Here is a 21,703-nt window from a genome sequence, read left to right as displayed (position 1 = left end):
GGCTGAATTTCCCATGGGACTGGAAGAGAAGCTGCCGAGCGGCTTTCTGCTGACCACCGTCGAACAGGCCGCGGGGTGGGTGCGCAAGTCGTCCGTCTTCCCGGCGACCTTCGGCCTCGCCTGCTGCGCCATCGAGATGATGACGACCGGAGCGGGCCGGTACGACCTGGCCCGCTTCGGCATGGAGGTCTTCCGAGGCTCCCCGCGCCAGGCCGACCTGATGATCGTGGCCGGACGGGTCAGCCAGAAGATGGCGCCGGTGCTGCGCCAGGTGTACGACCAGATGCCCGCTCCCAAATGGGTCATCTCCATGGGGGTTTGTGCATCTTCAGGCGGAATGTTCAACAACTACGCGATCGTCCAGGGCGTCGACCACATCGTCCCGGTGGACATCTACCTCCCCGGCTGCCCGCCCCGCCCCGAGATGCTGATGGACGCCATCCTCAAGCTCCACCAGAAGATCCAGGGCGGAAAGCTCGGAGTGAACCGGGAGGAAGCGGCCCGCGAGGCGGAGGCGGCTGCCCTCAAGGCCCTCCCCACCATTGAGATGAAGGGGCTGCTCCGGTGAGCGAGACCCAAGAGCCGGACCACGGCAACGAAACCGGCGCGGACGGCGCGGACGGCAACGGCCTTCCCGCGCCGCGCGCCCAGGGCCCCGAGGTCATCGGCGTCCGCAAGGGCATGTTCGGCGCCGAGAAGGGCGGCGACACCAGCGGATACGGCGGACTCGTCCGCACCGTGGCCCTGCCCGGCGCGAGCGCCCGCCCGTACGGTTCGTACTTCGACGAGGTGGCCGACGAACTCGAAGGCGCCCTGGAGGAACAGGACCTCGTCCCCGAGAACGCCATCGAGAAGACGGTGGTCGACCGGGGCGAGCTCACCTTCCACATCGCCCGCGAGCACCTCGTACGGGTCGCGCGCACCCTGCGCGACGACCCCGCCCTGCGCTTCGAGCTCTGCACCGGAGTCTGCGGGGTCCACTTCCCCGGGGACAAGGGCCGCGAACTGCACGCCGTCTACCACCTGCGCTCGCTGACCCACGGCCGGATCCTGCGCCTGGAGGTGTCCGTCCCGGACGCCGACCCGCACGTCCCCTCGCTCGTCTCCGTCTACCCGACCAACGACTGGCACGAGCGCGAGGCGTACGACTTCTTCGGCCTGGTCTTCGACGGGCACCCGGCCCTCACCCGGATCATGATGCCGGACGACTGGCAGGGCTTCCCGCAGCGCAAGGACTACCCGCTCGGCGGCATCCCCGTCGAGTACAAGGGCGCCCAGATCCCGGCTCCCGACCAGCGGAGGTCGTACAGCTGATGTCCCCCATCACGAATGAAGAAGCAGGCAACCACTCCTCCGCCCGCGAGACCACCGAGGGCACCGTCTACACCGTCACCGGCGGCGACTGGGACGAGATCGTCCAGTCGGCGGCCAGGGCCGACGACGAGCGGATCGTCGTCAACATGGGCCCGCAGCACCCGTCCACCCACGGTGTGCTCCGGCTGATCCTGGAGATCGACGGCGAGACCGTCACCGAGGCCCGCTGCGGCATCGGCTACCTCCACACCGGAATCGAGAAGAACCTCGAATTCCGCAACTGGACGCAGGGCACCACCTTCGTCACGCGCATGGACTACCTGACGCCGTTCTTCAACGAGACGGCGTACTGCCTCGGCGTGGAGAAGCTGCTCGGCATCACCGACCAGATCCCCGACCGCGCCACCGTCATCCGCGTCCTGCTGATGGAGCTGAACCGGCTCTCCTCCCACCTGGTGTGCATCGCCACCGGCGGCATGGAGCTGGGCGCGACCACGATCATGATCTACGGCTTCCGCGACCGCGAGCTGATCCTCGACATCTTCGAGCTGATCACCGGACTGCGCATGAACCACGCGTTCATCCGCCCCGGCGGCCTCGCGCAGGACCTCCCCCCGGGCGCCGTCGACCAGCTGCGCGAGTTCGTGAAGACCATGAAGAAGAACCTGCCGGAATACGACAAGCTCGCCACCGGCAACCCCATCTTCAAGGCCCGCATGCAGGACGTCGGCCACCTCGACCTCGCCGGCTGCATGGCGCTCGGCGCCACCGGCCCGATCCTGCGCTCCGCCGGCCTGCCGCACGACCTGCGCAAGTCGGACCCGTACTGCGGCTACGAGGACTACGAGTTCGACGTACCGACCACCGAGACCTGCGACTCCTACGGGCGGTTCCTGATCCGGCTGGAGGAGATGCGCCAGTCCCTGCGGATCGTCGAGCAGTGCCTGGAGCGGCTGGAGCCCGGCCCGGTCATGGTCGCCGACAAGAAGATCGCCTGGCCGGCGCAGCTGGCCATGGGCCCCGACGGCCTCGGCAACTCCCTCGACCACATCAGGAACATCATGGGCACCTCCATGGAGGCCCTCATCCACCACTTCAAGCTGGTGACCGAGGGCTTCCGGGTGCCGGCCGGGCAGGCCTACGCGGCGGTCGAGTCGCCCAAGGGCGAGCTCGGCGTCCACGTCGTCTCCGACGGCGGAACCCGCCCCTACCGGGTCCACTTCCGCGATCCGTCCTTCACCAACCTGCAGGCCATGGCCGCGATGTGCGAGGGCGGCCAGGTCGCCGACGTCATCGTCGCCGTCGCCTCCATCGACCCCGTGATGGGAGGCGTCGACCGATGACCACCAGTCCTCAGAACCGAGGGGTCCAGCTGGGCATGCCCCAGCTGCCCGCCCCCGACTTCCCGGCGGAGGTACGCGCGCGCCTCGCAGCGGACGCGAAGGAGGTCGTCGCCCGCTACCCCGACAGCCGCTCGGCACTGCTCCCGCTGCTGCACCTGTGCCAGTCGCAGGAGGGCCACGTCTCCAGGACCGGCATCCGCTTCTGCGCCGAGACGCTCGGCCTGACCACGGCCGAGGTCACCGCCGTCGCCACCTTCTACACGATGTACCGGCGCAGGCCCTCGGGCGACTACCAGGTCGGCGTCTGCACCAACACCCTGTGCGCGGTCATGGGCGGCGACGCCATCTTCGAGGAGCTCAAGGAGCACCTCGGGGTCGGCAACAACGAGACCACCCCCGACGGCAAGGTCACCCTCGAACACATCGAGTGCAACGCGGCCTGCGACTACGCCCCCGTGGTGATGGTGAACTGGGAGTTCTTCGACAACCAGACCCCCGAGTCCGCCAAGGCCATGGTCGACGACCTGCTGGCCGGCCGAGAGGTCTCGCCGACCCGGGGCGCGCCGCTGTGCACCTACAAGGAGACCGCCCGGATCCTCGCCGGATTCCCGGACGAGCGGGCCGGCGCGGTCGAGGCCACCGGCGGCGCCGGACCGGCCTCCCTGATCGGCCTGCGCATCGCCCGGGGTGAGCCCCCGCACACCCCGATCGTCCACCCGCGCGGCGAGAGCACCACCGAGGGAGGGGAGTGATGTCCGTGTCATCCAAGGAAAGTCAGGGGGGCACCTCCCAGCCGGAGGCCGGGGGAGGGACCAGCCCGGAGAAGCTCCTGGCCCCCGTCCTGTCGGCCTTCTGGGACGAACCCGCATCGTGGACGCTGGAGACCTACCGGCGCCACGAGGGCTACGAGGGCCTGCGCAAGGCGCTCGCGATGACCCCGGACGACCTCATCGCCTACGTGAAGGACTCCGGTCTGCGCGGACGCGGCGGCGCCGGCTTCCCCACCGGAATGAAGTGGCAGTTCATCCCGCAGGGCGACGGCAAGCCGCACTACCTCGTCGTGAACGCCGACGAGTCGGAGCCGGGAACCTGCAAGGACATCCCCCTGCTCTTCGCCAACCCGCACTCCCTCATCGAGGGAATGATCATCGCCTGCTACGCGATCCGCTCCGAGCACGCCTTCATCTACCTGCGCGGCGAGACGGTGCCCGTCCTGCGACGCCTGCACGAGGCCGTGCGCGAGGCGTACGCGGCCGGTTACCTCGGCAAGGACATCGACGGCACCGGACGCAACCTCGACATCACCGTGCACGCGGGCGCGGGCGCGTACATCTGCGGGGAGGAGACGGCGCTGCTCGACTCCCTCGAAGGACGGCGCGGCCAGCCCCGGCTGCGGCCCCCCTTCCCCGCGGTCGAGGGGCTCTACGCCTGCCCCACTGTCGTGAACAACGTGGAGTCCATCGCCTCGGTTCCCGCGATCCTGAACCGGGGCAAGGACTGGTTCAAGTCGATGGGGACCGAGAAGTCCCCCGGCTTCACCCTCTACTCCCTCTCCGGGCACGTCGCCGGCCCCGGCCAGTACGAGGCCCCGCTCGGCATCACCCTGCGCCAGCTCCTCGACATGAGCGGCGGGATGCGACCCGGACACCGGCTGAAGTTCTGGACCCCCGGCGGCTCCTCCACCCCGATGTTCACCGACGAGCACCTCGACGTCCCCCTGGACTACGAGGGCGTGGGCGCCGCCGGCTCGATGCTCGGCACCAAGGCCCTCCAGTGCTTCGACGAGACCACCTGCGTGGTGCGGGCCGTCACCCGGTGGACCGAGTTCTACGCCCACGAGTCATGCGGCAAGTGCACGCCCTGCCGCGAGGGCACCTACTGGCTGGTCCAACTGCTGCGCGACATCGAGGCCGGCAAGGGCGTCATGTCCGACCTCGACAAGCTGAACGACATCGCCGACAACATCAACGGCAAGTCCTTCTGCGCGCTCGGCGACGGCGCGGCCAGCCCGATCTTCTCCTCGCTCAAGTACTTCCGCGAGGAGTACGAGCAGCACATCACGGGCAAGGGCTGCCCCTTCGACCCCAGGAAGTCGACCCTCTGGGCCGACACGGAGGTGAACGCATGACCGTCACCACTACGGCCGCCTCCGGGGGAGGATCGGCCGTCCCGCCGGAGGACCTGGTCTCGCTGACCATCGACGGGGTCGAGCTCTCGGTGCCCAAGGGCACCCTCGTCATCCGCGCCGCCGAACAGCTCGGCATCGAGATCCCCCGGTTCTGCGACCACCCCCTCCTGCCCCCGGCCGGCGCCTGCCGCCAGTGCATCGTCGAGGTCGAGGGCCAGCGCAAGCCGATGGCCTCCTGCACCATCACCTGCACCGACGGCATGGTCGTCAAGACCCAGCTGACCTCCGAGGTCGCCGACAAGGCCCAGCGCGGGGTGATGGAGCTGCTGCTCATCAACCACCCGCTGGACTGCCCCGTCTGCGACAAGGGCGGCGAATGCCCGCTGCAGAACCAGGCGATGTCCCACGGCAACGCCGAATCCCGCTTCGAGGGCCGCAAACGGACCTACGAGAAGCCCGTCCCGATCTCCACCCAGGTCCTGCTGGACCGGGAGCGGTGCGTGCTGTGCGCCCGCTGCACCCGCTTCTCCAACGAGATCGCCGGCGACCCGATGATCGAGCTGCTGGAACGCGGTGCGCTCCAGCAGGTCGGCACCGGCGAGGGCGACCCCTTCGAGTCGTACTTCTCCGGCAACACCATCCAGATCTGCCCGGTCGGCGCCCTCACCTCCGCCGCGTACCGGTTCCGCTCCCGCCCCTTCGACCTCGTCTCCTCCCCGAGCGTGTGCGAGCACTGCGCGGGCGGCTGCGCGACCCGTACCGACCACCGCCGCGGCAAGGTGCTGCGGCGCCTCGCCGCGGAGGACCCCGAGGTCAACGAGGAGTGGGTCTGCGACAAGGGCCGCTTCGCCTTCCGCTACGCGCAGCGCCCGGACCGGCTGACCACCCCCCTGGTGCGGAGCGCCGCCGGAGTCCTGGAGCCGGCGAGCTGGCCCGAGGCCCTGGAGGCCGCGGCGAACGGGCTCGCCGCCGCGCGCGGCCGGGCCGGGGTGCTCACCGGAGGGCGGCTCACCGTCGAGGACGCCTACGCGTACGCCAAGTTCGCCCGGGTCGTGCTCGACACCAACGACATCGACTTCCGGGCCCGCGTGCACAGCGCGGAGGAGGCCGACTTCCTGGCCGCCACCGTCGCCGGTACCGGCAAGGACCTCGACGGCGACGGCGTCACCCACACCTCGCTGGAGGCGGCGCCCGCGGTGCTGCTCGCCGGCATCGAGGCCGAGGAGGAGGCCCCCGGCGTCTTCCTGCGGCTGCGCAAGGCCCACCGCAGGTCCAAGCAGCGGACCTTCGCCCTCGCACCCTTCGCCACCCGCGGACTGCACAAGGCCGGAGGCACCCTGCTCGCGGCCGCCCCCGGCACCGAGCCCGACTGGCTGGACGCGCTGTCCTCACGGAGCGGCCTGGAATCGGGCGGCGCCGAAGCCGCCGAGGCGCTGCGCGCGCCGGGCGCCGTCATCGTCGTCGGGGAACGCCTCGCCGGCGTGCCCGGCGCGCTGACCGCCGCCGTCCGGGCGGCCGCCGCGACCGGGGCGAAGCTGGTGTGGATCCCGCGCCGGGCCGGGGAACGGGCGGCCGTCGAGGCCGGCGCCCTGCCGTCCCTGCTGCCGGGCGGCCGTCCGGCCACCGACCCGCGGGCCCGCGACGAGGTCGCCACCGCCTGGGGCCTGGACGAACTCCCGCACCGCTACGGCCGCGACACCGGCCAGATCGTCGAGGCCGCGGCCACCCGGGAACTGTCCGCCCTGCTGGTCGCCGGCGTAGAGGTCACCGACCTGCCGGACCCGGCCCGCGCGCGGACCGCCCTGCAGGAGGCCTTCGTGGTCTCCCTGGAGCTGCGGCCCTCCGAGGTCACCGACCACGCGGACGTGGTCCTGCCGGTCGCCGCGGTCGCCGAGAAGGCGGGCGCGTTCATCAACTGGGAGGGCCGGGTCAGGCCGTTCGAGGCCGCGCTCAAGCCCGACCAGATGACCCGCCGGCTCGCCCCGGCCGACGCCCGCGTGCTGCACATGCTGGCCGACGCCGCCGACCGGCCGATCGCCCTGCCCGACGTGCACGCCGTACGCCGGGAACTGGAGCGGCTCGGCCCCTGGGAGGGCGGGCTCGCCGCCGAGCAGTCCACCGACCCGGTGCCGCTGCCCCGCCCGGGCGCCGGTGAGGCGGTCCTCGCGGGCCACCGGCTCCTCCTCGACCAGGGCCGGCTCCAGGACGGCGACGAGGCCCTGGCCGGCACCCGCCACGAGGCGAGCGCCCGGCTGTCGGCCGCCACGGCCGCCGAGACGGGCGTCAAGGACGGCGACGTCCTCGCGGTCACCGGCCCCGCCGGCACCGTGGAACTCCCGCTGCGGATCACCGAGATGCCCGACCGCGTCGTCTGGCTCCCGCTGAACTCCACCGGCTCCGGCGTCCTCGCCGACGCCGGAGCCCGCCCGGGCACCCTCGTACGCATCGGCCCGGCGACCCCGGCCGGTGCAGGCGACACCACTGCGGAGGTGGGCGCGTGAACACCGTTCAACTCGCTGCCGAGGACCTGTCCCTCTTCGGACGGGACGTCTGGTGGCTCGTCGTTATCAAGGCGGTGTTCTGCTTCGCCTTCCTGATGGTGACGGTGCTGTTCTCCATCGTGTGGGAGCGCAAGGTCGTCGCCTGGATGCAGCTGCGCATCGGCCCCAACCGGCACGGCCCCTGGGGCATGCTCCAGTCGCTCGCCGACGGCGTGAAGCTGATGCTCAAGGAAGACATCGTCGTCAAGCGGGCCGACAAGGTGGTGTACGTCCTGGCCCCGATCATCGCGGCGATCCCGGCCTTCATGGCCATCGCGGTGATCCCCTTCGGACCGGCGGGCAACGAGGTCTCCATCTTCGGCCAGCGCACCTCGATGCAGCTGACCGACCTGCCCATCGCGATGCTCTACATCCTCGCGGTGGCCTCGGTCGGCATCTACGGCATCGTGCTGGCGGGCTGGTCCTCCGGCTCCACGTACCCGCTCCTGGGCGGTCTGCGCTCCTGCGCGCAGATGATCTCCTACGAGATCGCGATGGGCGCGGCCTTCGCCTCGGTCTTCCTCTACTCCGGGTCGATGTCGACCTCGGCGATCGTGGAGGCCCAGCAGGACCGCTGGTTCATCGTGCTGCTGCCGGTGTCCTTCATCATCTACGTCGTCACGATGGTCGGCGAGACGAACCGCGCCCCCTTCGACATGCCGGAGTCCGAGGGCGACCTCGTCGGCGGCTTCAACACCGAGTACTCGTCCATCAAGTTCGCGCTGTTCATGCTCGCCGAGTACGTCAACATGGTCACCGTCTCGGCGGTCTCGGTCACCCTCTTCCTCGGCGGCTGGCGGGCCCCGTACCCGATCAGCACCTTCTGGGAGGGCGCCAACCACGGCTGGTGGCCGCTGCTCTGGTTCGTCCTCAAGGTCCAGCTGCTCCTCTTCTTCTTCATCTGGCTGCGCGGCACGCTGCCGCGCGTGCGCTACGACCAGCTGATGAAGCTCGGCTGGAAGGTCCTGATCCCGGTCTCCCTGGTCTGGCTGATGATGGTCGCCACCGTCCGGGCCCTGCGCAACGAGTCGTACGAGATCGCGGACATCGCCCTCTACGTCGGCGGTGCCGTCGTGGCGATCCTGCTGCTCTCCTTCGTCGCCGACGTCTTCCGCGACAAGCGCGAGAAGGCGGCGGCCGCGGACGCCGCCAAGGACACCGCGCCCTTCGATCCGCTGGCGGGCGGCTTCCCCGTACCGCCCAAGCCCGGCCAGCACCTGGCACCCGTACCGCGCCGGCGGCCCCGCAGCGAGCGGGAGCTGATCGCCAGTGGCGCGGCGAACACCGACAAGGACCGAGAGGAGGCTTGAGAGATGTCTGACGAGAAGTGGCAGAACCCGGTGGCCGGCTTCGGCGTGACCTTCAAGGCCATGTTCAAGAAGCGCCTCACCGAGCAGTACCCGGAGCAGCAGAAGACGACCGCTCCGCGCTTCCACGGACGGCACCAGCTCAACCGGCACCCCGACGGTCTGGAGAAGTGCATCGGGTGCGAGCTGTGCGCCTGGGCCTGTCCCGCCGACGCCATCTACGTGGAGGGCGCGGACAACACCGAGGAGGAGCGCTACTCCCCGGGTGAGCGCTACGGCCGGGTCTACCAGATCAACTACGCCCGCTGCATCCTGTGCGGGCTGTGCGTGGAGGCCTGCCCGACGCGCGCGCTGACGATGACGAACGAGTTCGAACTGGCCGACGCCAGCCGCGAGTCGCTCATCTACACCAAGGAGCAGCTGCTCGCGGGCCTGAGCGAGGGCATGGTCGAGGCCCCGCACTCGATCTTCCCCGGCACCGACGAGCAGGACTACTACCGCGGGCTGGTGACGGGCGCCGCCCCGGGCACCGTCCGGCAGGTGGCGGTCTCCAAGGGCGAGCAGCCGGCCGGCTCCGACGGCGGGAACAGCGCGGAGGTGGGGGCATGAGCGCCATGGCCGCGACCGTCACCTCCACCGGTGAGGCCGTGCAGTTCTGGATCCTCGGAACGGTCGCCGTCATCGGCGCGCTGGCCACGATCCTGATGAAGAAGGCCGTGCACAGCGCACTCAGCCTCGCCGGGACGATGATCATCCTGGCCGTCTTCTACCTCGCCAACGGGGCGTACTTCCTGGGCGTCGTCCAGATCATCGTCTACACCGGCGCGATCATGATGCTCTTCCTCTTCGTGGTCATGCTCGTCGGCGTCACCGCCGCGGACTCCCTGAAGGAGACCATCAAGGGGCAGCGCTGGATGGCCCTGTTGTGCGGGCTCGGCTTCGGCATCCTGCTGTTCGCCGGCATCGGCCACGCCGGGCTGAACCACTTCAACGGGCTCGGCCGGATCAACTCCGGCGGCAACGTCGAGGGCCTGGCGCAGCTGATCTTCACCCGGTACGTCTTCGCCTTCGAGGTCACCGGCGCGCTGCTGATCACCGCGGCCGTCGGCGCGATGGTGCTCACCCACCGGGAGCGCACCGAACGGGCCGCGACCCAGCGCGAGCTGGCCGAGCGCCGCGTGCGCGAGGGCGTGCAGCTCCCGCCGCTGCCCGCACCCGGCGTCTACGCCCGGCACAACGCGGTGGACGTTCCCGGTCTGCTGCCGGACGGAACCCCGTCCGAGCTGACGGTCAGCAGGACGCTGCGCGCCCGGGGCCAGATCCGCGACGTCTCCGGCGAGGCGCTCGACGACCTCAAGGCGCTGGAACAGCGTTCCGCGGAGCGCCTCGGCCGTGAGGAGGCCTCGCAGTGAATCCGGTCAACTACCTGTACCTGGCGGCCCTGCTGTTCACCATCGGCGCCGTCGGTGTGCTCATCCGCAAGAACGCGATCGTGCTGTTCATGTGCATCGAGCTGATGCTCAACGCCTGCAACCTCGCCTTCGTCGCGTTCTCCCGGATGCACGGCAACCTCGACGGCCAGATCATCGCCTTCTTCACCATGGTCGTCGCCGCCGCGGAGGTCGTGGTCGGCCTGGCGATCATCGTGTCGCTGTTCCGTACCCGCCACTCGGCCTCGGTCGACGACGCCAGCCTGATGAAGCTGTAAGGGGTCGCTGTGGAGAACCTGATTGCGCTGCTGATCGCGGCGCCCCTGCTCGGAGCGGTGGTGCTGCTCTGCGGCGGCCGCCGCCTGGACAGGACCGGCCACTGGATCGGGACGCTGCTCGCGGCCGTCTCGTTCGGCATCGGCGTCGTACTGTTCGCCGACATGCTGGGGCGCAGCGCCGACGACCGGACGCTGACGCAGAACCTGTACACCTGGATCCCCGTCGAGGGCTTCCAGGCGGACATGGCCTTCCAGCTGGACCAGCTGTCCATGACCTTCGTCCTGCTGATCTCCGGCGTCGGCACGCTCATCCACGTGTACTCGATCGGGTACATGGAGCACGACGAGCGCCGCCGCCGTTTCTTCGGCTACCTCAACCTGTTCGTCGCGGCCATGCTGCTGCTGGTCCTCGCCGACAACTACCTGCTGCTGTACTTCGGCTGGGAGGGCGTGGGCCTCGCCTCGTACCTGCTGATCGGCTTCTGGCAGCACAAGCCCAGCGCCGCCACGGCGGCCAAGAAGGCCTTCCTGGTCAACCGCGTCGGCGACATGGGCCTGTCGATCGCGATCATGCTGATGTTCACCACGTTCGGGACCTTCGCCTTCGAGCCGGTGTTCGGCGCGGTGGGTGAGGCCTCCGAGGGCATGCTCACCGCCATCGGCCTGATGCTGCTGCTGGCGGCCTGCGGCAAGTCCGCGCAGGTGCCGCTGCAGTCCTGGCTCGGGGACGCGATGGAGGGCCCGACCCCGGTCTCGGCCCTGATCCACGCGGCGACGATGGTGACCGCCGGCGTCTACCTGATCGTCCGTTCCGGCGCCGTCTTCAACGCGGCGCCCGACGCCCAGCTGGTCGTGGTCGTCGTGGGCGCGGTCACGCTGCTCTTCGGTGCGATCGTCGGTTGCGCGAAGGACGACATCAAGAAGGCCCTGGCGGGCTCGACGATGTCGCAGATCGGCTACATGATCCTCGCCGCGGGCCTCGGCCCGATCGGCTACGTCTTCGCGATCATGCACCTGGTGACGCACGGCTTCTTCAAGGCCGGTCTCTTCCTCGGTGCGGGTTCCGTGATGCACGGGATGAACGACGAGGTCGACATGCGCAAGTACGGGGCCTTGAGGAAGTACATGCCGGTCACCTTCGTCACCTTCGGCCTCGGCTACCTGGCGATCATCGGCTTCCCGGGCCTGTCCGGCTTCTTCTCCAAGGACATGATCATCGAGGCGGCGTTCGCGAAGGGCGGCACCGAGGGCTGGATCCTCGGCGGGGTCACCCTGCTGGGCGCCGGCATCACCGCCTTCTACATGACCCGCGTCATGCTCCTCACCTTCTTCGGTGAGAAGCGCTGGCAGCCGGATGCGGAGGGCCACGAGCCGCACCCGCACGAGTCCCCCAAGTCCATGACGATCCCGATGGTCATCCTCGCCCTCGGCTCGGTCTTCGCCGGCGCCTTCTTCGAGATCGGCGAGCGCTTCCTGACCTGGCTGGAGCCCGTCACCGGCTACGAGCACGGCAACCCGCCGGTCAGTGCCATGACGGTCACCGCGGCCACCATGGTGATGCTCCTCGTCGGCGTCGGCATCGCCTGGGGGATGTACGGGCGCAGGCCCGTACCGGTCCTCGCCCCGCGCGGCTCCTTCCTCACCCGGGCGGCCCGCCGCGACCTCTACCAGGACGACTTCAACCACGTCGTGCTGGTGCGCGGCGGGGAGCACCTGACCCGCTCCCTCGTGTACGTCGACCACAGCCTGGTCGACGGCGTGGTCAACGGGACCGCCGCCTCGGTCGGCGGCCTCTCGGGCCGGCTGCGCAAGCTGCAGAACGGCTACGCCCGCAGCTACGCGGTCTCGATGTTCGGGGGGACGGCGATCCTCGTCGCCGCGACCCTGCTGATGAGGGCGGTGTGACATGAACTTCCCGCTTCTGACGGTCACGGCCGCGGTGCCCGCGGTCGGCGCGATCCTCACGGCGGCCGTCCCGGCCGCCCGCCGGACCGCCGCCAAGTGGCTCGCGCTGCTCTTCTCACTGGCGACACTGGCCCTGGCCGTGCTCATCGCCATCCGCTTCGAACCCGGTGGCGACCGCTACCAGCTCACCGAATCCCGGCCCTGGATCGCCGCCTTCGGCGTCCGCTACGAGCTGGGCGTGGACGGGATCGGCGTGGTCCTCATCGGACTCACCGCGCTCCTGATCCCCTTCGTGATCGCGGCCGGCTGGCACGACGCCGACCCGCTGGAGACGAGCTCCAAGCGCTGGCGTCCGACCCAGGGCTTCTTCGCCCTGATCCTCATGGTCGAGGCGATGGTGATCATCTCCTTCGAGGCCACCGACGTCTTCCTCTTCTACATCTTCTTCGAAGCCATGCTCATCCCGATGTACTTCCTCATCGGCGGCTTCGGGGACCGGGCGCACTCGGGCAGTGACGAGAACGCGGCCGCGCAGCGCAGCTACGCGGCGGTCAAGTTCCTCCTCTACAACCTGGTCGGCGGTCTGATCATGCTGGCCGCCGTCATCGGCCTGTACGTGGTCGCCGGGAACTTCTCGCTCCAGGAGATCACCGCCGCCCGGGCCGCGGGCACCCTCGACATGGCGACCAACACCGAGCGGCTGCTGTTCCTCGGCTTCTTCTTCGCCTTCGCGGTGAAGGCCCCGCTGTGGCCGCTGCACACCTGGCTGCCGAACGCGATGGGCGAGTCCACCGCCCCGGTCGCCGTACTGATCACCGCGGTCGTCGACAAGGTCGGCACCTTCGCGATGCTCCGCTTCTGCCTCGGGCTCTTCCCCGACGCCAGCAAGTGGGCCACGCCGGTGATCCTCGTACTCGCCCTGATCTCCATCGTCTACGGGGCCCTCGTGGCCGTGGGCCAGCGGGACATCAAGCGGCTGGTGGCCTACGCCTCCATCTCGCACTTCGGCTTCATCGTCCTGGGCATCTTCGCGATGACCTCCCAGGGCCAGTCCGGCGCCACCCTCTACATGGTCAACCACGGCCTGTCGACGGCGGCGCTGATGCTGGTGGCCGGCTTCCTGATCTCGCGGCGCGGCTCGCGGCTCATCGCCGACTACGGCGGCGTCCAGAAGGTGGCCCCGGTCCTCGCCGGGACCTTCCTCATCGGCGGCCTCGCCACCCTCTCGCTGCCCGGCCTCGCACCCTTCGTCAGTGAATTCCTGGTCCTGGTGGGCACGTTCGCCCGCTACCCGGTCATCGGGATCATCGCCACGATCGGCATCGTGCTGGCCGCGCTCTACACGCTCGTCCTCTACCAGCGCACGATGACCGGCCCCGTGAAGGAGGAGGTCCGCACCATGCCGGACCTGCGCCCGCGCGAGATGCTCGTGGTCGCCCCGCTGATCGCGCTGCTGATCGGGCTGGGCGTCTACCCGAAGGTCCTGACCGACATCGTCAACCCGGCGGTGGAACACACCATGTCGGACGTGCAGCAGACGGACCCGAAGCCCGAGGTCGCCGTCGAAGCCAAGAACGGGGAGGAGGCGAAGTGAGCACACTGACGTCCGCCCACAGCCTGTGGACACTGGCGGCCGACACACCGGCCGACCGGATCCCGGCGCCGACCATCGAGTACGCGCAGCTCGCTCCCATCCTGATCGTGGTGGGCGCGGCGGTCGTCGGGATCCTCGTGGAGGCCTTCGTGCCCCGCAGGTCCCGCTACTACGTACAGGTGTTCCTGGCGTTGGCCGCGCTGGCCTCGGCCTTCGCCGCGGTGGTCGGCCTGGCCGCGGGCGGGTACGGCTCGGCCAAGGCACAGGTCGCCGCGATGGGCGCCATCGCCGTGGACGGCCCCGCGCTCTTCCTGCAGGGCACCATCCTGCTGGCCTCGGTCGTCGCGGTCTTCACCCTCGCCGAGCGGCGCCTGGACCCGGCCGCGCACGGCAACCGGGTGGACTCCTTCGCCGCCCAGGCGGCGTCGGTACCGGGCAGCGACAGTGAGAAGGCCGCCGTCAAGGCCGGGTTCACCACCACCGAGGTGTTCCCGCTGGCCCTGTTCGCGATCGCCGGCATGCTGATCTTCCCGGCGGCCAACGACCTGCTGACCCTGTTTGTCGCCCTGGAGGTCTTCTCCCTCCCGCTCTACCTGCTCTGCGCCGTCGCCCGCCGCCAGCGGCTGATGTCGCAGGAGGCCGCGGTGAAGTACTTCCTGCTGGGCGCCTTCTCCTCCGCCTTCCTCCTCTTCGGCATCGCCCTGCTCTACGGTTACGCGGGCTCCATGTCCTACGCGGTGATCGCCGACGTGGTGGACGGCACGATCGCGAAGATCGACCCGGCGCTGGCCGGCACCATGGGCAACGACGTGCTGCTGCTCATGGGCGGTGCGCTGGTCCTGACTGGCCTGCTGTTCAAGGTCGGTGCGGTGCCGTTCCACATGTGGACCCCGGACGTCTACCAGGGCGCCCCGACCCCGGTCACCGGCTTCATGGCGGCGGCGACCAAGGTGGCCGCCTTCGGCGCCCTGCTGCGGCTGCTGTACGTGGTCCTGCCGGGGCTGCGCTGGGACTGGCGCCCGGTGATGTGGGCCGTGGCCATCGTCACGATGCTGGCGGGTGCGGTGATCGCCGTGACCCAGACGGACGTCAAGCGGCTCCTGGCGTACTCCTCCGTCGCGCATGCCGGTTTCATTCTGGCCGGTGTGATCGCGACGTCGGCTGAGGGCGTGCAGTCCGTCCTCTTCTACCTGGCCGCCTACTCCTTCGTGACGATCGGCGCGTTCGCGGTGGTCACGCTGGTGCGCGACGCGGGCGGGGAGGCGACGCACCTGTCCAAGTGGGCGGGCCTGGGGCGGCGTTCACCGCTGGCCGCGGCCGTGTTCGCGGTGTTCCTGCTGGCCTTCGCGGGCATTCCGCTGACGTCGGGCTTCACGGGCAAGTTCGCGGTGTTCTCGGCCGCTGCCGAGGGCGGCGCCGGGGCGCTGGTCGTGATCGGCGTCCTCTCCTCCGCGATCGCCGCGTTCTTCTACATCCGGGTGATCGTCCTGATGTTCTTCAGCGAGCCGAAGGCCGACGGTCCGACCGTGGCCGTGCCCTCGCCGCTGACGATGACCACCATCGCGGTGGGCGTCGCGGTCACCCTGGTCCTGGGCCTGGCGCCGCAGTACTTCCTGGACCTGGCGGGCCAGGCGAGCACCTTCGTCCGCTGACCGCTCCACCGCTCCACCGCACGGCCGTGGGCCCGGCCCCCCGAGGAAGGGGGCCGGGCCCACGGCCGTGTGCGGGGCTACTCGGCGGTGCGCGGTGTGCGGGTGATGGATGTCAGGTCGAGGTCGATGTCGAAGGGGGACGAGACCTTGAGGCGGTCGTGGAAGATCCCCGCAGTCCCGTAGCTCCGGGTCGACGGGTCCAGTTCGTACACGTAGATCACGGCCCGGCCGTCCTTGTTCTCCACCCGCCAGAAGTGGACGATGCCTGCTTCTGCGTACTTGACCGGCTTGACGCCACGGTCGCGGCCGACGGATTCGGGCGAGACCACTTCGACGGCCAGGTGAACGGATTCCACCGGCAGCCGGGTCTGGTCCAGATCGCCCACGGCGCTCTCGTCGACGACGATGAGATCGGGTTCGGGACGGTTGTGACGGTCGATGTCGATGGTGAACTCGCGGAAGACCTCCAAGCCCGCCGGCTGCTGATCCGTGAGGTGTCGGGTGAGGAAGTTGACCGCACGCATGTGAAATCGAGTCTGCGGACTCACGAAGACCAGGCTCCCGTCGATCAGCTCCGTGTGCGGAGGCAGATTCGGAAGCGTGTCCAGGTCGTCCGCAGTCCAGCCGCCCGGCGGTGGGATCGGCCAGCTGTGTTCCGGGTTCATCAGTGCTCCCATGAGCCGGAGTCTCGCGAGTGCCACCAGCGTATCGCCGGGGATCCGCCGAACATCGCCCTCATGAGTGAGTCATATGCGCGGAGCACTTGACCGGACCCGTGGCCGCGGCTAGTGGCCGTGGGCGTGGGAGGTGGCCGGCTTGCCCGGGGTGGGGGCCTTCTTCGGGCAGGTCAGCGCCGTGTTCCAGTTGTGGAAGCGGCCCGCCGGGTTCTCCTTGTACGCCCACAGGTGCAGGTCGTAGTGCTTGGGCATGCCTGCCCAGTGGCCCGGCATGGGCCCGTCGAAGGGCAGCCCGAACATGCTCGGCCGGTCGTCGGCGGTCTTCAGGTCCTGGTCCCGGTCGGTGGACATCCACTCCACCGTCTCCAGCCGGCGCCGGCCGTTCTTGTCCTTCTCCCGGCTGTAGAGGAGCGCGGTGGGCCTCGCCGGGTCCTTCGAACCCCAGTTGGCCTGCTTGACGTAGTGGTAGTTCATGGCGCCCGCCCCGAACGGGTTCGTCATGCACTCCTCGCCCATCGGGACGTACCCGTCCTTGAGGGCCTGCCGCTCGTCCGCGTACTTGGCGGTCGCCGCCATCGCCGTCGCCAGGTCCCGCATGGCCTTCGCGTTGCGCGGGTCGGGCGCCGGACCCTCGACCCCGTGGGCCGGGGCCACGGCGGTCAGGCCGAGCGTCACGGCGGCCGCGCAGGTGACGAGGGTCCTCGGGCTGCGTACGGTCATGGCGGCGGCTCCTCGCGGTGGGGGTACCGGGCACGGGTTCCCGCTTCCGGTCGTCCGTCCACCATCCCGGCGCGCCGGGCGCGCCGCACGCGGCGCGCCTCCGAACGGGGGTCGGGCCCGTCCGGAGGCGCGGGGGGTGCCGAGGGCCGCTACGCGGCGCCCGTGATGCGGCCGGTGACCTCGCCGAGGCCGACGCGCGTGCCGTCCGGGCCCGGGGCCCAGGCGGTGAGGGTGACGGTGTCCCCGTCCTCCAGGAAGGTGCGCTTGCCGTCGGAGAGCTCGATGGCGTCGCGGCCGTTCCAGGTGAGCTCCAGCAGCGAGCCGCGCTGGCCGACCTCGGGGCCGCTGACGGTGCCCGAGCCGAAGACGTCGCCGGTGCGCAGGGAGGCGCCGTTGACGGTCATGTGCGCGAGCTGCTGGGCGGCCGTCCAGTACATCGTCGAGAACGGCGGCTGCGCCACCTCCTGGCCGTTGATGGACACCGTGATGTGCAGGTCGAAGCCGCCGGGGCGGTCGACGACGGAGTCGTCCAGGTAGGGCAGGAGCGGGAAGTCCCGGGCGGGCGGGGTGACGCGGGCGGCGTCCAGGGCCTCCAGGGGGGTGACCCAGGCCGAGACGGAGGTCGCGAAGGACTTGCCGAGGAAGGGGCCGAGCGGCACGTACTCCCAGGCCTGGATGTCCCGCGCCGACCAGTCGTTGAGCAGGAACAGCCCGAAGACGTGGTCCTCGAACGCGCCCAGCGGCACCGGGCGGCCCAGCTCGGACGGGGCGCCGACGACGAAGCCGACCTCGGCCTCGATGTCGAGCTTGACGGAGGGGCCGAAGACGGGCGCCGGGTCGGTGGGCGCCTTGCGCTGCCCGCAGGGGCGTACGACATCGGTGCCGGAGACCACGACGGTGCCGGAGCGGCCGTGGTAACCGATGGGCAGGTGCTTCCAGTTGGGCGTCAGCGCGTCACCGTCCGGGCGGAACATCCTGCCCACGTTGGTGGCGTGGTGCTCGCTCGCGTAGAAGTCGACGTAGTCGGCGACCTCGTACGGCAGGTGCAGGGTGACCTCGTCCAGCGGCAGCAGGTGCGGCTCGACCGTGGGGCGGTGGCCGGGGTCGGTGACCCAGGCGGTCAGCGCACGGCGCACGTCGCGCCAGGTGGTGCGCCCGGCGGCCAGCAGCGGGTTGAGGGAGGACCGGCCGAGCAGCCCGGCGTACGGGGAGCCGAGCGCGACTGCGGCCGCCCCGGCGTCCAGCACGTGCCCGCCGATGCGTACGCCGATCCGGCGGCGTTCCTCGCCGGCGTTCGAGAAGACGCCGTAGGGGAGGTTGTGCGGCCCGAACGGGTCGCCCTCGGGGACATCGAGGGGGCTCTGCTGGGGCATGGGGTACTGCCTCGCTTTCGACGCGGTCCGGGGGTGTCCCGGGGGCTGGTTGACACGTTACGTGGCTGAAGGGGCGCGTGGGAGGCCGGATTCGCGCTCTATTTGTAGGACTTGTCCACTGGGGTCCGTATCCTTGGCGCCGTGACTTCCGCGCCGCTTCCGGCCCTCCCTTATGCCTTGATCGCCACAGACCTGGACGGGACTCTGCTGAGTTCCGGGGACAGCGTCTCAGCCCGCTCCACTGCGGCGCTCGCGGCGGCCCGCGCGGCCGGCGCCCGGCACATCATCGTCACCGGCCGCCCCGTCCCTCAGGTCCGGCACGTTCTCGCCGGACTGGGCTACACGGGGCTCGCGGTGTGCGCGCAGGGCGCGCAGGTGTACGACGCGGCGCACGGCCGACTGCTGCACTCCGTCTCCATGGACCGGGAGCTGGCGGAGGTCGCCCTCGGCAAGATCGAGGCGGAGGTCGGCGAGGTCTACGCGGCGGTCAACCAGGAGGGCCTGGACGCGGAGATGCTGATGGGGCCGGGCTACCGGATGTGGCACCCGCACCTGCCGACGGTGCGGGTGGCCCGGCGGTCGGGTCTGTGGTCGGCTCCGATCAGCAAGGTGCTGCTCCAGCACCCGGAGCTGGACGACGACGAGCTGACGCGGGTGGCGCGGTCGGTGGTCGGCGACCTGGTGAACGTCACGATGGCGGGCGAGTACACCGTGGAGCTGCAGCCGCTGGGGGTCGACAAGGCGTACGGCCTCGCCCGGGCCGCGGCCGTACTGGGCGCGTCCCCGGCCGCGACGATCGCCTTCGGGGACATGCCGAACGACATCCCGATGTTCGCGTGGGCGGCCCACGGGGTGGCCATGGCCAACTCCCACCCCGAGCTGGTCGCGGTGGCCGACGAGGTGACGCTTTCCAACGCGGCCGACGGCATCGCGGTGGTCCTGGAGCGTCTGTTCGGCTGACCGCCGCCCGCCACCCCGGCGCCCGCCGCCCGGCGCCCGCCGCCCGCTGGCCGCCGGCCGCTGGCCGCCGGCCGCTGGCCGCCGGCCGCTGGCCGCCGGCCGCTGGCCGCCGGCCGCTGGCTGCTGGCCGCTGGCCGCCGCCCGCTGGCTGCTGGCCGCCGCCCGCCGCCCGCCGCCCGCTGGCCGCCGCCCGCTGGCTGCTGGCCGCCGACCGCTGTTCGGCTGACCTCCGGCCCTCCGGCCCCCGGGCGCTGGCCCCCGGCCCCCGGGCCGCCGGGCGCTGGCCGCCGGGCCCCGGGCCGCGGGCCGCGGGCCACCGGGGCGCCTCCCCGGGGGACGGCCGCCCGCCCCGGCCCCTGGCCCGTCCCCGTCCCCGGACCCTGGCCCGTCCCCTGGCCCCGGCCACCCGGCCACCGGGCCCCTGGCCCGCCCCCGGGCCGCCGGGCCCGGGGCGGCGCGGTGCGGTCAGCTCGCCCCGCGCGGGAGGCGGCGCTCCCAGGTGCGGTGGAAGACCACCTCGTCGCCCTCCCGGCACACCACCTCGTTCGACGTCATGAAGCCGCCCTCGTCGCAGGTGATCTCCGAGCGCGTCTCCACCCGCACGTCCCACCCCGGTTCCGGCCGGTGGAGCCGGATCCGCCACTGGGAGCGGGTCCGGGCCGACAACGGGTCACCGTCCTGGATCTCGTACACCTCCGTCGCGTCCTCGCCGTACTCCAGGCCGTCGGGGTAGACCCTGGTGCCCCCGTGGCGCGGGTCCACCTCCAGCCGCCAGGTCCCGCGCGCGACGTCCCGGACGACCAGGCGCTCCGGGCGCGGCTCGTCCAGGGTGGCCGGGTGGGAGACGCCGAGCGGCTCCGACTGCTCCGGGGCCTCGAAGACGATCCCGTCGTCCCCGGCCGGGGAGGCCGCCCGCACCGGCAGGGTCGCCGAACTGCCCGCCGGGTCCAGCGTCCAGCCGGCCTCCGATCCGGCCCGCGGCCAGATCCACGGCCAGTAGGCGGAGGAGACGGCGAGGCGGATCCGGTGCCCGGGCGGGAAGGCGTGGCCGATGCCGTTCAGCTCGAAGGTGACGTCCTCGTAGGAGCCCACCGGCCACGGGACGGCCCGGTCGCGCCCCCGGCGGGCGGAGAGGTTCAGCGCGCCCCGCGTGACCAGCGTCGAGGACCCGTCCGGGGCGACGTCGCACAGCCGGGCCACGACCTGCCCGTACGGCACGTCGAGCCGCAGCCGCAGGGTCACCGACGGCCGGCCCAGGATCTCCACCGGTTCCGTGCCGCCCACCGGGAACTCGAAGCAGGCCGACTTCGCGTCCTCCTCCCGCTGGTCGGGCGGCAGGTCGGCGTCGTTGCCGGAGGGGACGAAGCGGCCCGCGTCCAGCCCGGTGTGCTGCGGGGAGGCGACGGCCACCGGTGCGCCCTGGAACACGTACGGGACGGGGATCACGGACGGCGACGGCCAGGCCTTCTCGGCGACCCAGCGGCCCGGCAGTTCCTCGTACCCGGTCGCCGGCGGATGCGCTTCGCTGATCCAGGCGCGGAGCAGCGGTTCGTCCATCACCCCGTTGTCGGCGCCCTTCAGCCAGTGGTCCCACCAGCGCAGGGTCTCCTGGAGGAAGCCGATCGCGGGCCCCGGCGGCAGCCCGCGGTCCGGGTACTGGTGCGACCAGGGGCCGATCAGGCCCCGTACGCGCGCCTTCGGCAGGTGCTCGACCAGCCGCAGCACGGTGTCCCGGTACGGGTCGTGCCAGCCGCCGACGGCGAGTACGGCCGCGCCGATCGCCCCGTAGTCCTCGCAGACGCTGCCGTGGCGCCAGTAGGCGTCGCGGGTCTGGTGTGAGAGCCAGGTGTGGATCAGCGGTTCCACCGCCTCCAGCCGGTCCAGCCACTGCTGCCGCCAGCCGTCGCCGGCGTACCGCGGGTCCGGCGGCCGGGAGGCGAAGGCCAGCATGGCCGCCGCCCGGGCGTGCATGTCCACGGCGAGCACCGAGCCGCCCATGTAGTGCACGTCGTTGTCGTAGCGGTCGTCCGTGGAGCAGACGGTGACGACGGCCTTCAGGGGTTCGGGGGCGAGGGCGGCGATCTGGAGGGAGTTGCACCCGCCCCAGGAGATCCCGAACATCCCCACCGATCCCGTGCACCATTCCTGTGCCGCCAGCCACTCCACCACCGCGACCCCGTCGGCGAGCTCGCGGGCGTCGTACTCGTCGCCGGGCAGACCGCCGCTGCACCCGTGTCCGCGCACGTCCACCCGTACGGAGGCGTAGCCGTGCCCGGCGTACCAGGGGTGGCGCTGCCAGTCGCGCGGCGCGGTCCAGTCGGTGAGCCGGTGCGGGAGGTACTCCAGCAGGGCCGGGACGGGATCGTCGGTCACGGGGCGCCAGATCCGGGCGTACAGCTCCACTCCGTCGGGGAGCGGGATCCGGACATCCTCGTGGGTGGATCCGTACGGGAACTCGGTGCGGATGGTCATCGGTTCTGCC

At 71.1% G+C, this 21,703-nt stretch carries 18 protein-coding genes; 14 read left to right on the top strand and 4 right to left on the bottom strand.

Annotation, left to right across the window (positions count from 1 at the left end; all coding sequences use genetic code 11):
* The first annotated feature begins 13 nt into the window (after positions 1–13).
* From ACIPXC_RS10985 to nuoN, 13 genes are read left to right on the top strand one after another with little or no spacing between them, the layout of a single operon-like run.
* A complete protein-coding gene (locus ACIPXC_RS10985; protein ID WP_030028258.1) occupies positions 14–568 on the top strand; it encodes an NADH-quinone oxidoreductase subunit B family protein in 555 nt (184 codons plus the stop codon).
* Positions 565–1,314 carry an NADH-quinone oxidoreductase subunit C gene (locus ACIPXC_RS10980; protein ID WP_401615690.1) on the top strand — a complete coding sequence of 250 codons (750 nt, stop codon included), beginning with the start codon at positions 565–567 and terminating at the stop codon, positions 1,312–1,314. Before ACIPXC_RS10985 ends, ACIPXC_RS10980 begins: the two co-directional genes overlap by 4 nt.
* Complete coding sequence (locus ACIPXC_RS10975; RefSeq protein ID WP_401615689.1) at positions 1,314–2,657, top strand: NADH-quinone oxidoreductase subunit D; 1,344 nt, start codon at positions 1,314–1,316, stop codon at positions 2,655–2,657. The genes ACIPXC_RS10980 and ACIPXC_RS10975 overlap by 1 nt, the downstream gene beginning before the upstream one ends.
* A complete protein-coding gene (gene nuoE / locus ACIPXC_RS10970; protein WP_401615687.1) occupies positions 2,654–3,409 on the top strand; it encodes an NADH-quinone oxidoreductase subunit NuoE in 756 nt (251 codons plus the stop codon). Before ACIPXC_RS10975 ends, nuoE begins: the two co-directional genes overlap by 4 nt.
* Positions 3,409–4,785: an NADH-quinone oxidoreductase subunit NuoF gene (gene nuoF, locus ACIPXC_RS10965; protein WP_401615685.1), complete on the top strand. Its 1,377-nt coding sequence runs from the start codon at positions 3,409–3,411 to the stop codon at positions 4,783–4,785. The genes nuoE and nuoF overlap by 1 nt, the downstream gene beginning before the upstream one ends.
* Entirely contained in the window at positions 4,782–7,286 is a 2,505-nt protein-coding gene (locus ACIPXC_RS10960; protein ID WP_401615683.1) for an NADH-quinone oxidoreductase subunit G, read from the top strand. Before nuoF ends, ACIPXC_RS10960 begins: the two co-directional genes overlap by 4 nt.
* Positions 7,283–8,635: an NADH-quinone oxidoreductase subunit NuoH gene (gene nuoH / locus ACIPXC_RS10955; protein ID WP_401615681.1), complete on the top strand. Its 1,353-nt coding sequence runs from the start codon at positions 7,283–7,285 to the stop codon at positions 8,633–8,635. Before ACIPXC_RS10960 ends, nuoH begins: the two co-directional genes overlap by 4 nt.
* A gap of 3 nt (positions 8,636–8,638) precedes the next feature.
* Positions 8,639–9,241: an NADH-quinone oxidoreductase subunit NuoI gene (gene nuoI, locus ACIPXC_RS10950; RefSeq protein WP_401615679.1), complete on the top strand. Its 603-nt coding sequence runs from the start codon at positions 8,639–8,641 to the stop codon at positions 9,239–9,241.
* Positions 9,238–10,044, top strand: a complete 807-nt coding sequence (locus tag ACIPXC_RS10945; RefSeq protein ID WP_401615677.1) for an NADH-quinone oxidoreductase subunit J — start codon at positions 9,238–9,240, stop codon at positions 10,042–10,044. Before nuoI ends, ACIPXC_RS10945 begins: the two co-directional genes overlap by 4 nt.
* Positions 10,041–10,340 carry an NADH-quinone oxidoreductase subunit NuoK gene (gene nuoK, locus ACIPXC_RS10940; protein ID WP_030958925.1) on the top strand — a complete coding sequence of 100 codons (300 nt, stop codon included), beginning with the start codon at positions 10,041–10,043 and terminating at the stop codon, positions 10,338–10,340. The genes ACIPXC_RS10945 and nuoK overlap by 4 nt, the downstream gene beginning before the upstream one ends.
* Positions 10,341–10,349: 9 nt before the next feature.
* Positions 10,350–12,245: an NADH-quinone oxidoreductase subunit L gene (gene nuoL / locus ACIPXC_RS10935; protein ID WP_401615675.1), complete on the top strand. Its 1,896-nt coding sequence runs from the start codon at positions 10,350–10,352 to the stop codon at positions 12,243–12,245.
* Position 12,246: 1 nt separating this feature from the next.
* Complete coding sequence (locus ACIPXC_RS10930) at positions 12,247–13,839, top strand: NADH-quinone oxidoreductase subunit M (RefSeq protein WP_401615673.1); 1,593 nt, start codon at positions 12,247–12,249, stop codon at positions 13,837–13,839.
* Between the two features lie 5 nt (positions 13,840–13,844).
* A complete protein-coding gene (gene nuoN / locus ACIPXC_RS10925) occupies positions 13,845–15,491 on the top strand; it encodes an NADH-quinone oxidoreductase subunit NuoN (protein ID WP_401615886.1) in 1,647 nt (548 codons plus the stop codon).
* Between the two features lie 77 nt (positions 15,492–15,568).
* Here the strand turns inward: nuoN and ACIPXC_RS10920 are convergent, their stop codons facing one another.
* From ACIPXC_RS10920 to fahA, 3 genes are all read right to left on the bottom strand, one after another.
* Positions 15,569–16,168, bottom strand: coding sequence for a Uma2 family endonuclease (locus tag ACIPXC_RS10920; RefSeq protein WP_389069328.1), 600 nt, complete (start codon positions 16,166–16,168; stop codon positions 15,569–15,571).
* Positions 16,169–16,276: 108 nt separating this feature from the next.
* On the bottom strand, positions 16,277–16,888 hold the full coding sequence (locus ACIPXC_RS10915; protein ID WP_401615671.1) for a hypothetical protein: 612 nt from the start codon (positions 16,886–16,888) through the stop codon (positions 16,277–16,279).
* A 149-nt stretch (positions 16,889–17,037) separates the two neighbouring features.
* A complete protein-coding gene (fahA, locus tag ACIPXC_RS10910; RefSeq protein WP_401615669.1) occupies positions 17,038–18,261 on the bottom strand; it encodes a fumarylacetoacetase in 1,224 nt (407 codons plus the stop codon).
* 141 nt (positions 18,262–18,402) lie between these two features.
* Here fahA and ACIPXC_RS10905 point away from each other — a divergent pair, with 141 nt between their 5' ends.
* Positions 18,403–19,221: a Cof-type HAD-IIB family hydrolase gene (locus ACIPXC_RS10905; protein ID WP_392576084.1), complete on the top strand. Its 819-nt coding sequence runs from the start codon at positions 18,403–18,405 to the stop codon at positions 19,219–19,221.
* A gap of 465 nt (positions 19,222–19,686) precedes the next feature.
* Here ACIPXC_RS10905 and ACIPXC_RS10900 read toward each other — a convergent pair whose 3' ends face one another.
* On the bottom strand, positions 19,687–21,693 hold the full coding sequence (locus ACIPXC_RS10900) for a CocE/NonD family hydrolase (RefSeq protein ID WP_401615667.1): 2,007 nt from the start codon (positions 21,691–21,693) through the stop codon (positions 19,687–19,689).
* Positions 21,694–21,703: the final 10 nt, after the last annotated feature.

Source organism: Streptomyces sp. NPDC090021 (assembly GCF_044748225.1).
GTDB lineage: Bacteria > Actinomycetota > Actinomycetes > Streptomycetales > Streptomycetaceae > Streptomyces.
The sequence above is the reverse complement of the archived record's forward strand: the minus strand, read 5'-3'. Positions and strand labels throughout refer to the sequence as shown.

Bases quoted from the DNA above. Each gene is read 5' to 3' on its own strand.
- fahA (WP_401615669.1), bottom strand. From the start codon at position 18,261: ATGCCCCAGCAGAGCCCCCTCGATGTCCCCGAGGGCGACCCGTTCGGG.
- ACIPXC_RS10960 (WP_401615683.1), top strand. From the start codon at position 4,782: ATGACCGTCACCACTACGGCCGCCTCCGGGGGAGGATCGGCCGTCCCG.
- nuoI (WP_401615679.1), top strand. From the start codon at position 8,639: ATGTCTGACGAGAAGTGGCAGAACCCGGTGGCCGGCTTCGGCGTGACC.
- ACIPXC_RS10945 (WP_401615677.1), top strand. From the start codon at position 9,238: ATGAGCGCCATGGCCGCGACCGTCACCTCCACCGGTGAGGCCGTGCAG.
- ACIPXC_RS10985 (WP_030028258.1), top strand. From the start codon at position 14: ATGGGACTGGAAGAGAAGCTGCCGAGCGGCTTTCTGCTGACCACCGTC.
- ACIPXC_RS10930 (WP_401615673.1), top strand. From the start codon at position 12,247: ATGAACTTCCCGCTTCTGACGGTCACGGCCGCGGTGCCCGCGGTCGGC.
- ACIPXC_RS10900 (WP_401615667.1), bottom strand. From the start codon at position 21,693: ATGACCATCCGCACCGAGTTCCCGTACGGATCCACCCACGAGGATGTC.
- ACIPXC_RS10915 (WP_401615671.1), bottom strand. From the start codon at position 16,888: ATGACCGTACGCAGCCCGAGGACCCTCGTCACCTGCGCGGCCGCCGTG.
- ACIPXC_RS10975 (WP_401615689.1), top strand. From the start codon at position 1,314: ATGTCCCCCATCACGAATGAAGAAGCAGGCAACCACTCCTCCGCCCGC.
- nuoF (WP_401615685.1), top strand. From the start codon at position 3,409: ATGTCCGTGTCATCCAAGGAAAGTCAGGGGGGCACCTCCCAGCCGGAG.
- ACIPXC_RS10920 (WP_389069328.1), bottom strand. From the start codon at position 16,168: ATGGGAGCACTGATGAACCCGGAACACAGCTGGCCGATCCCACCGCCG.
- nuoE (WP_401615687.1), top strand. From the start codon at position 2,654: ATGACCACCAGTCCTCAGAACCGAGGGGTCCAGCTGGGCATGCCCCAG.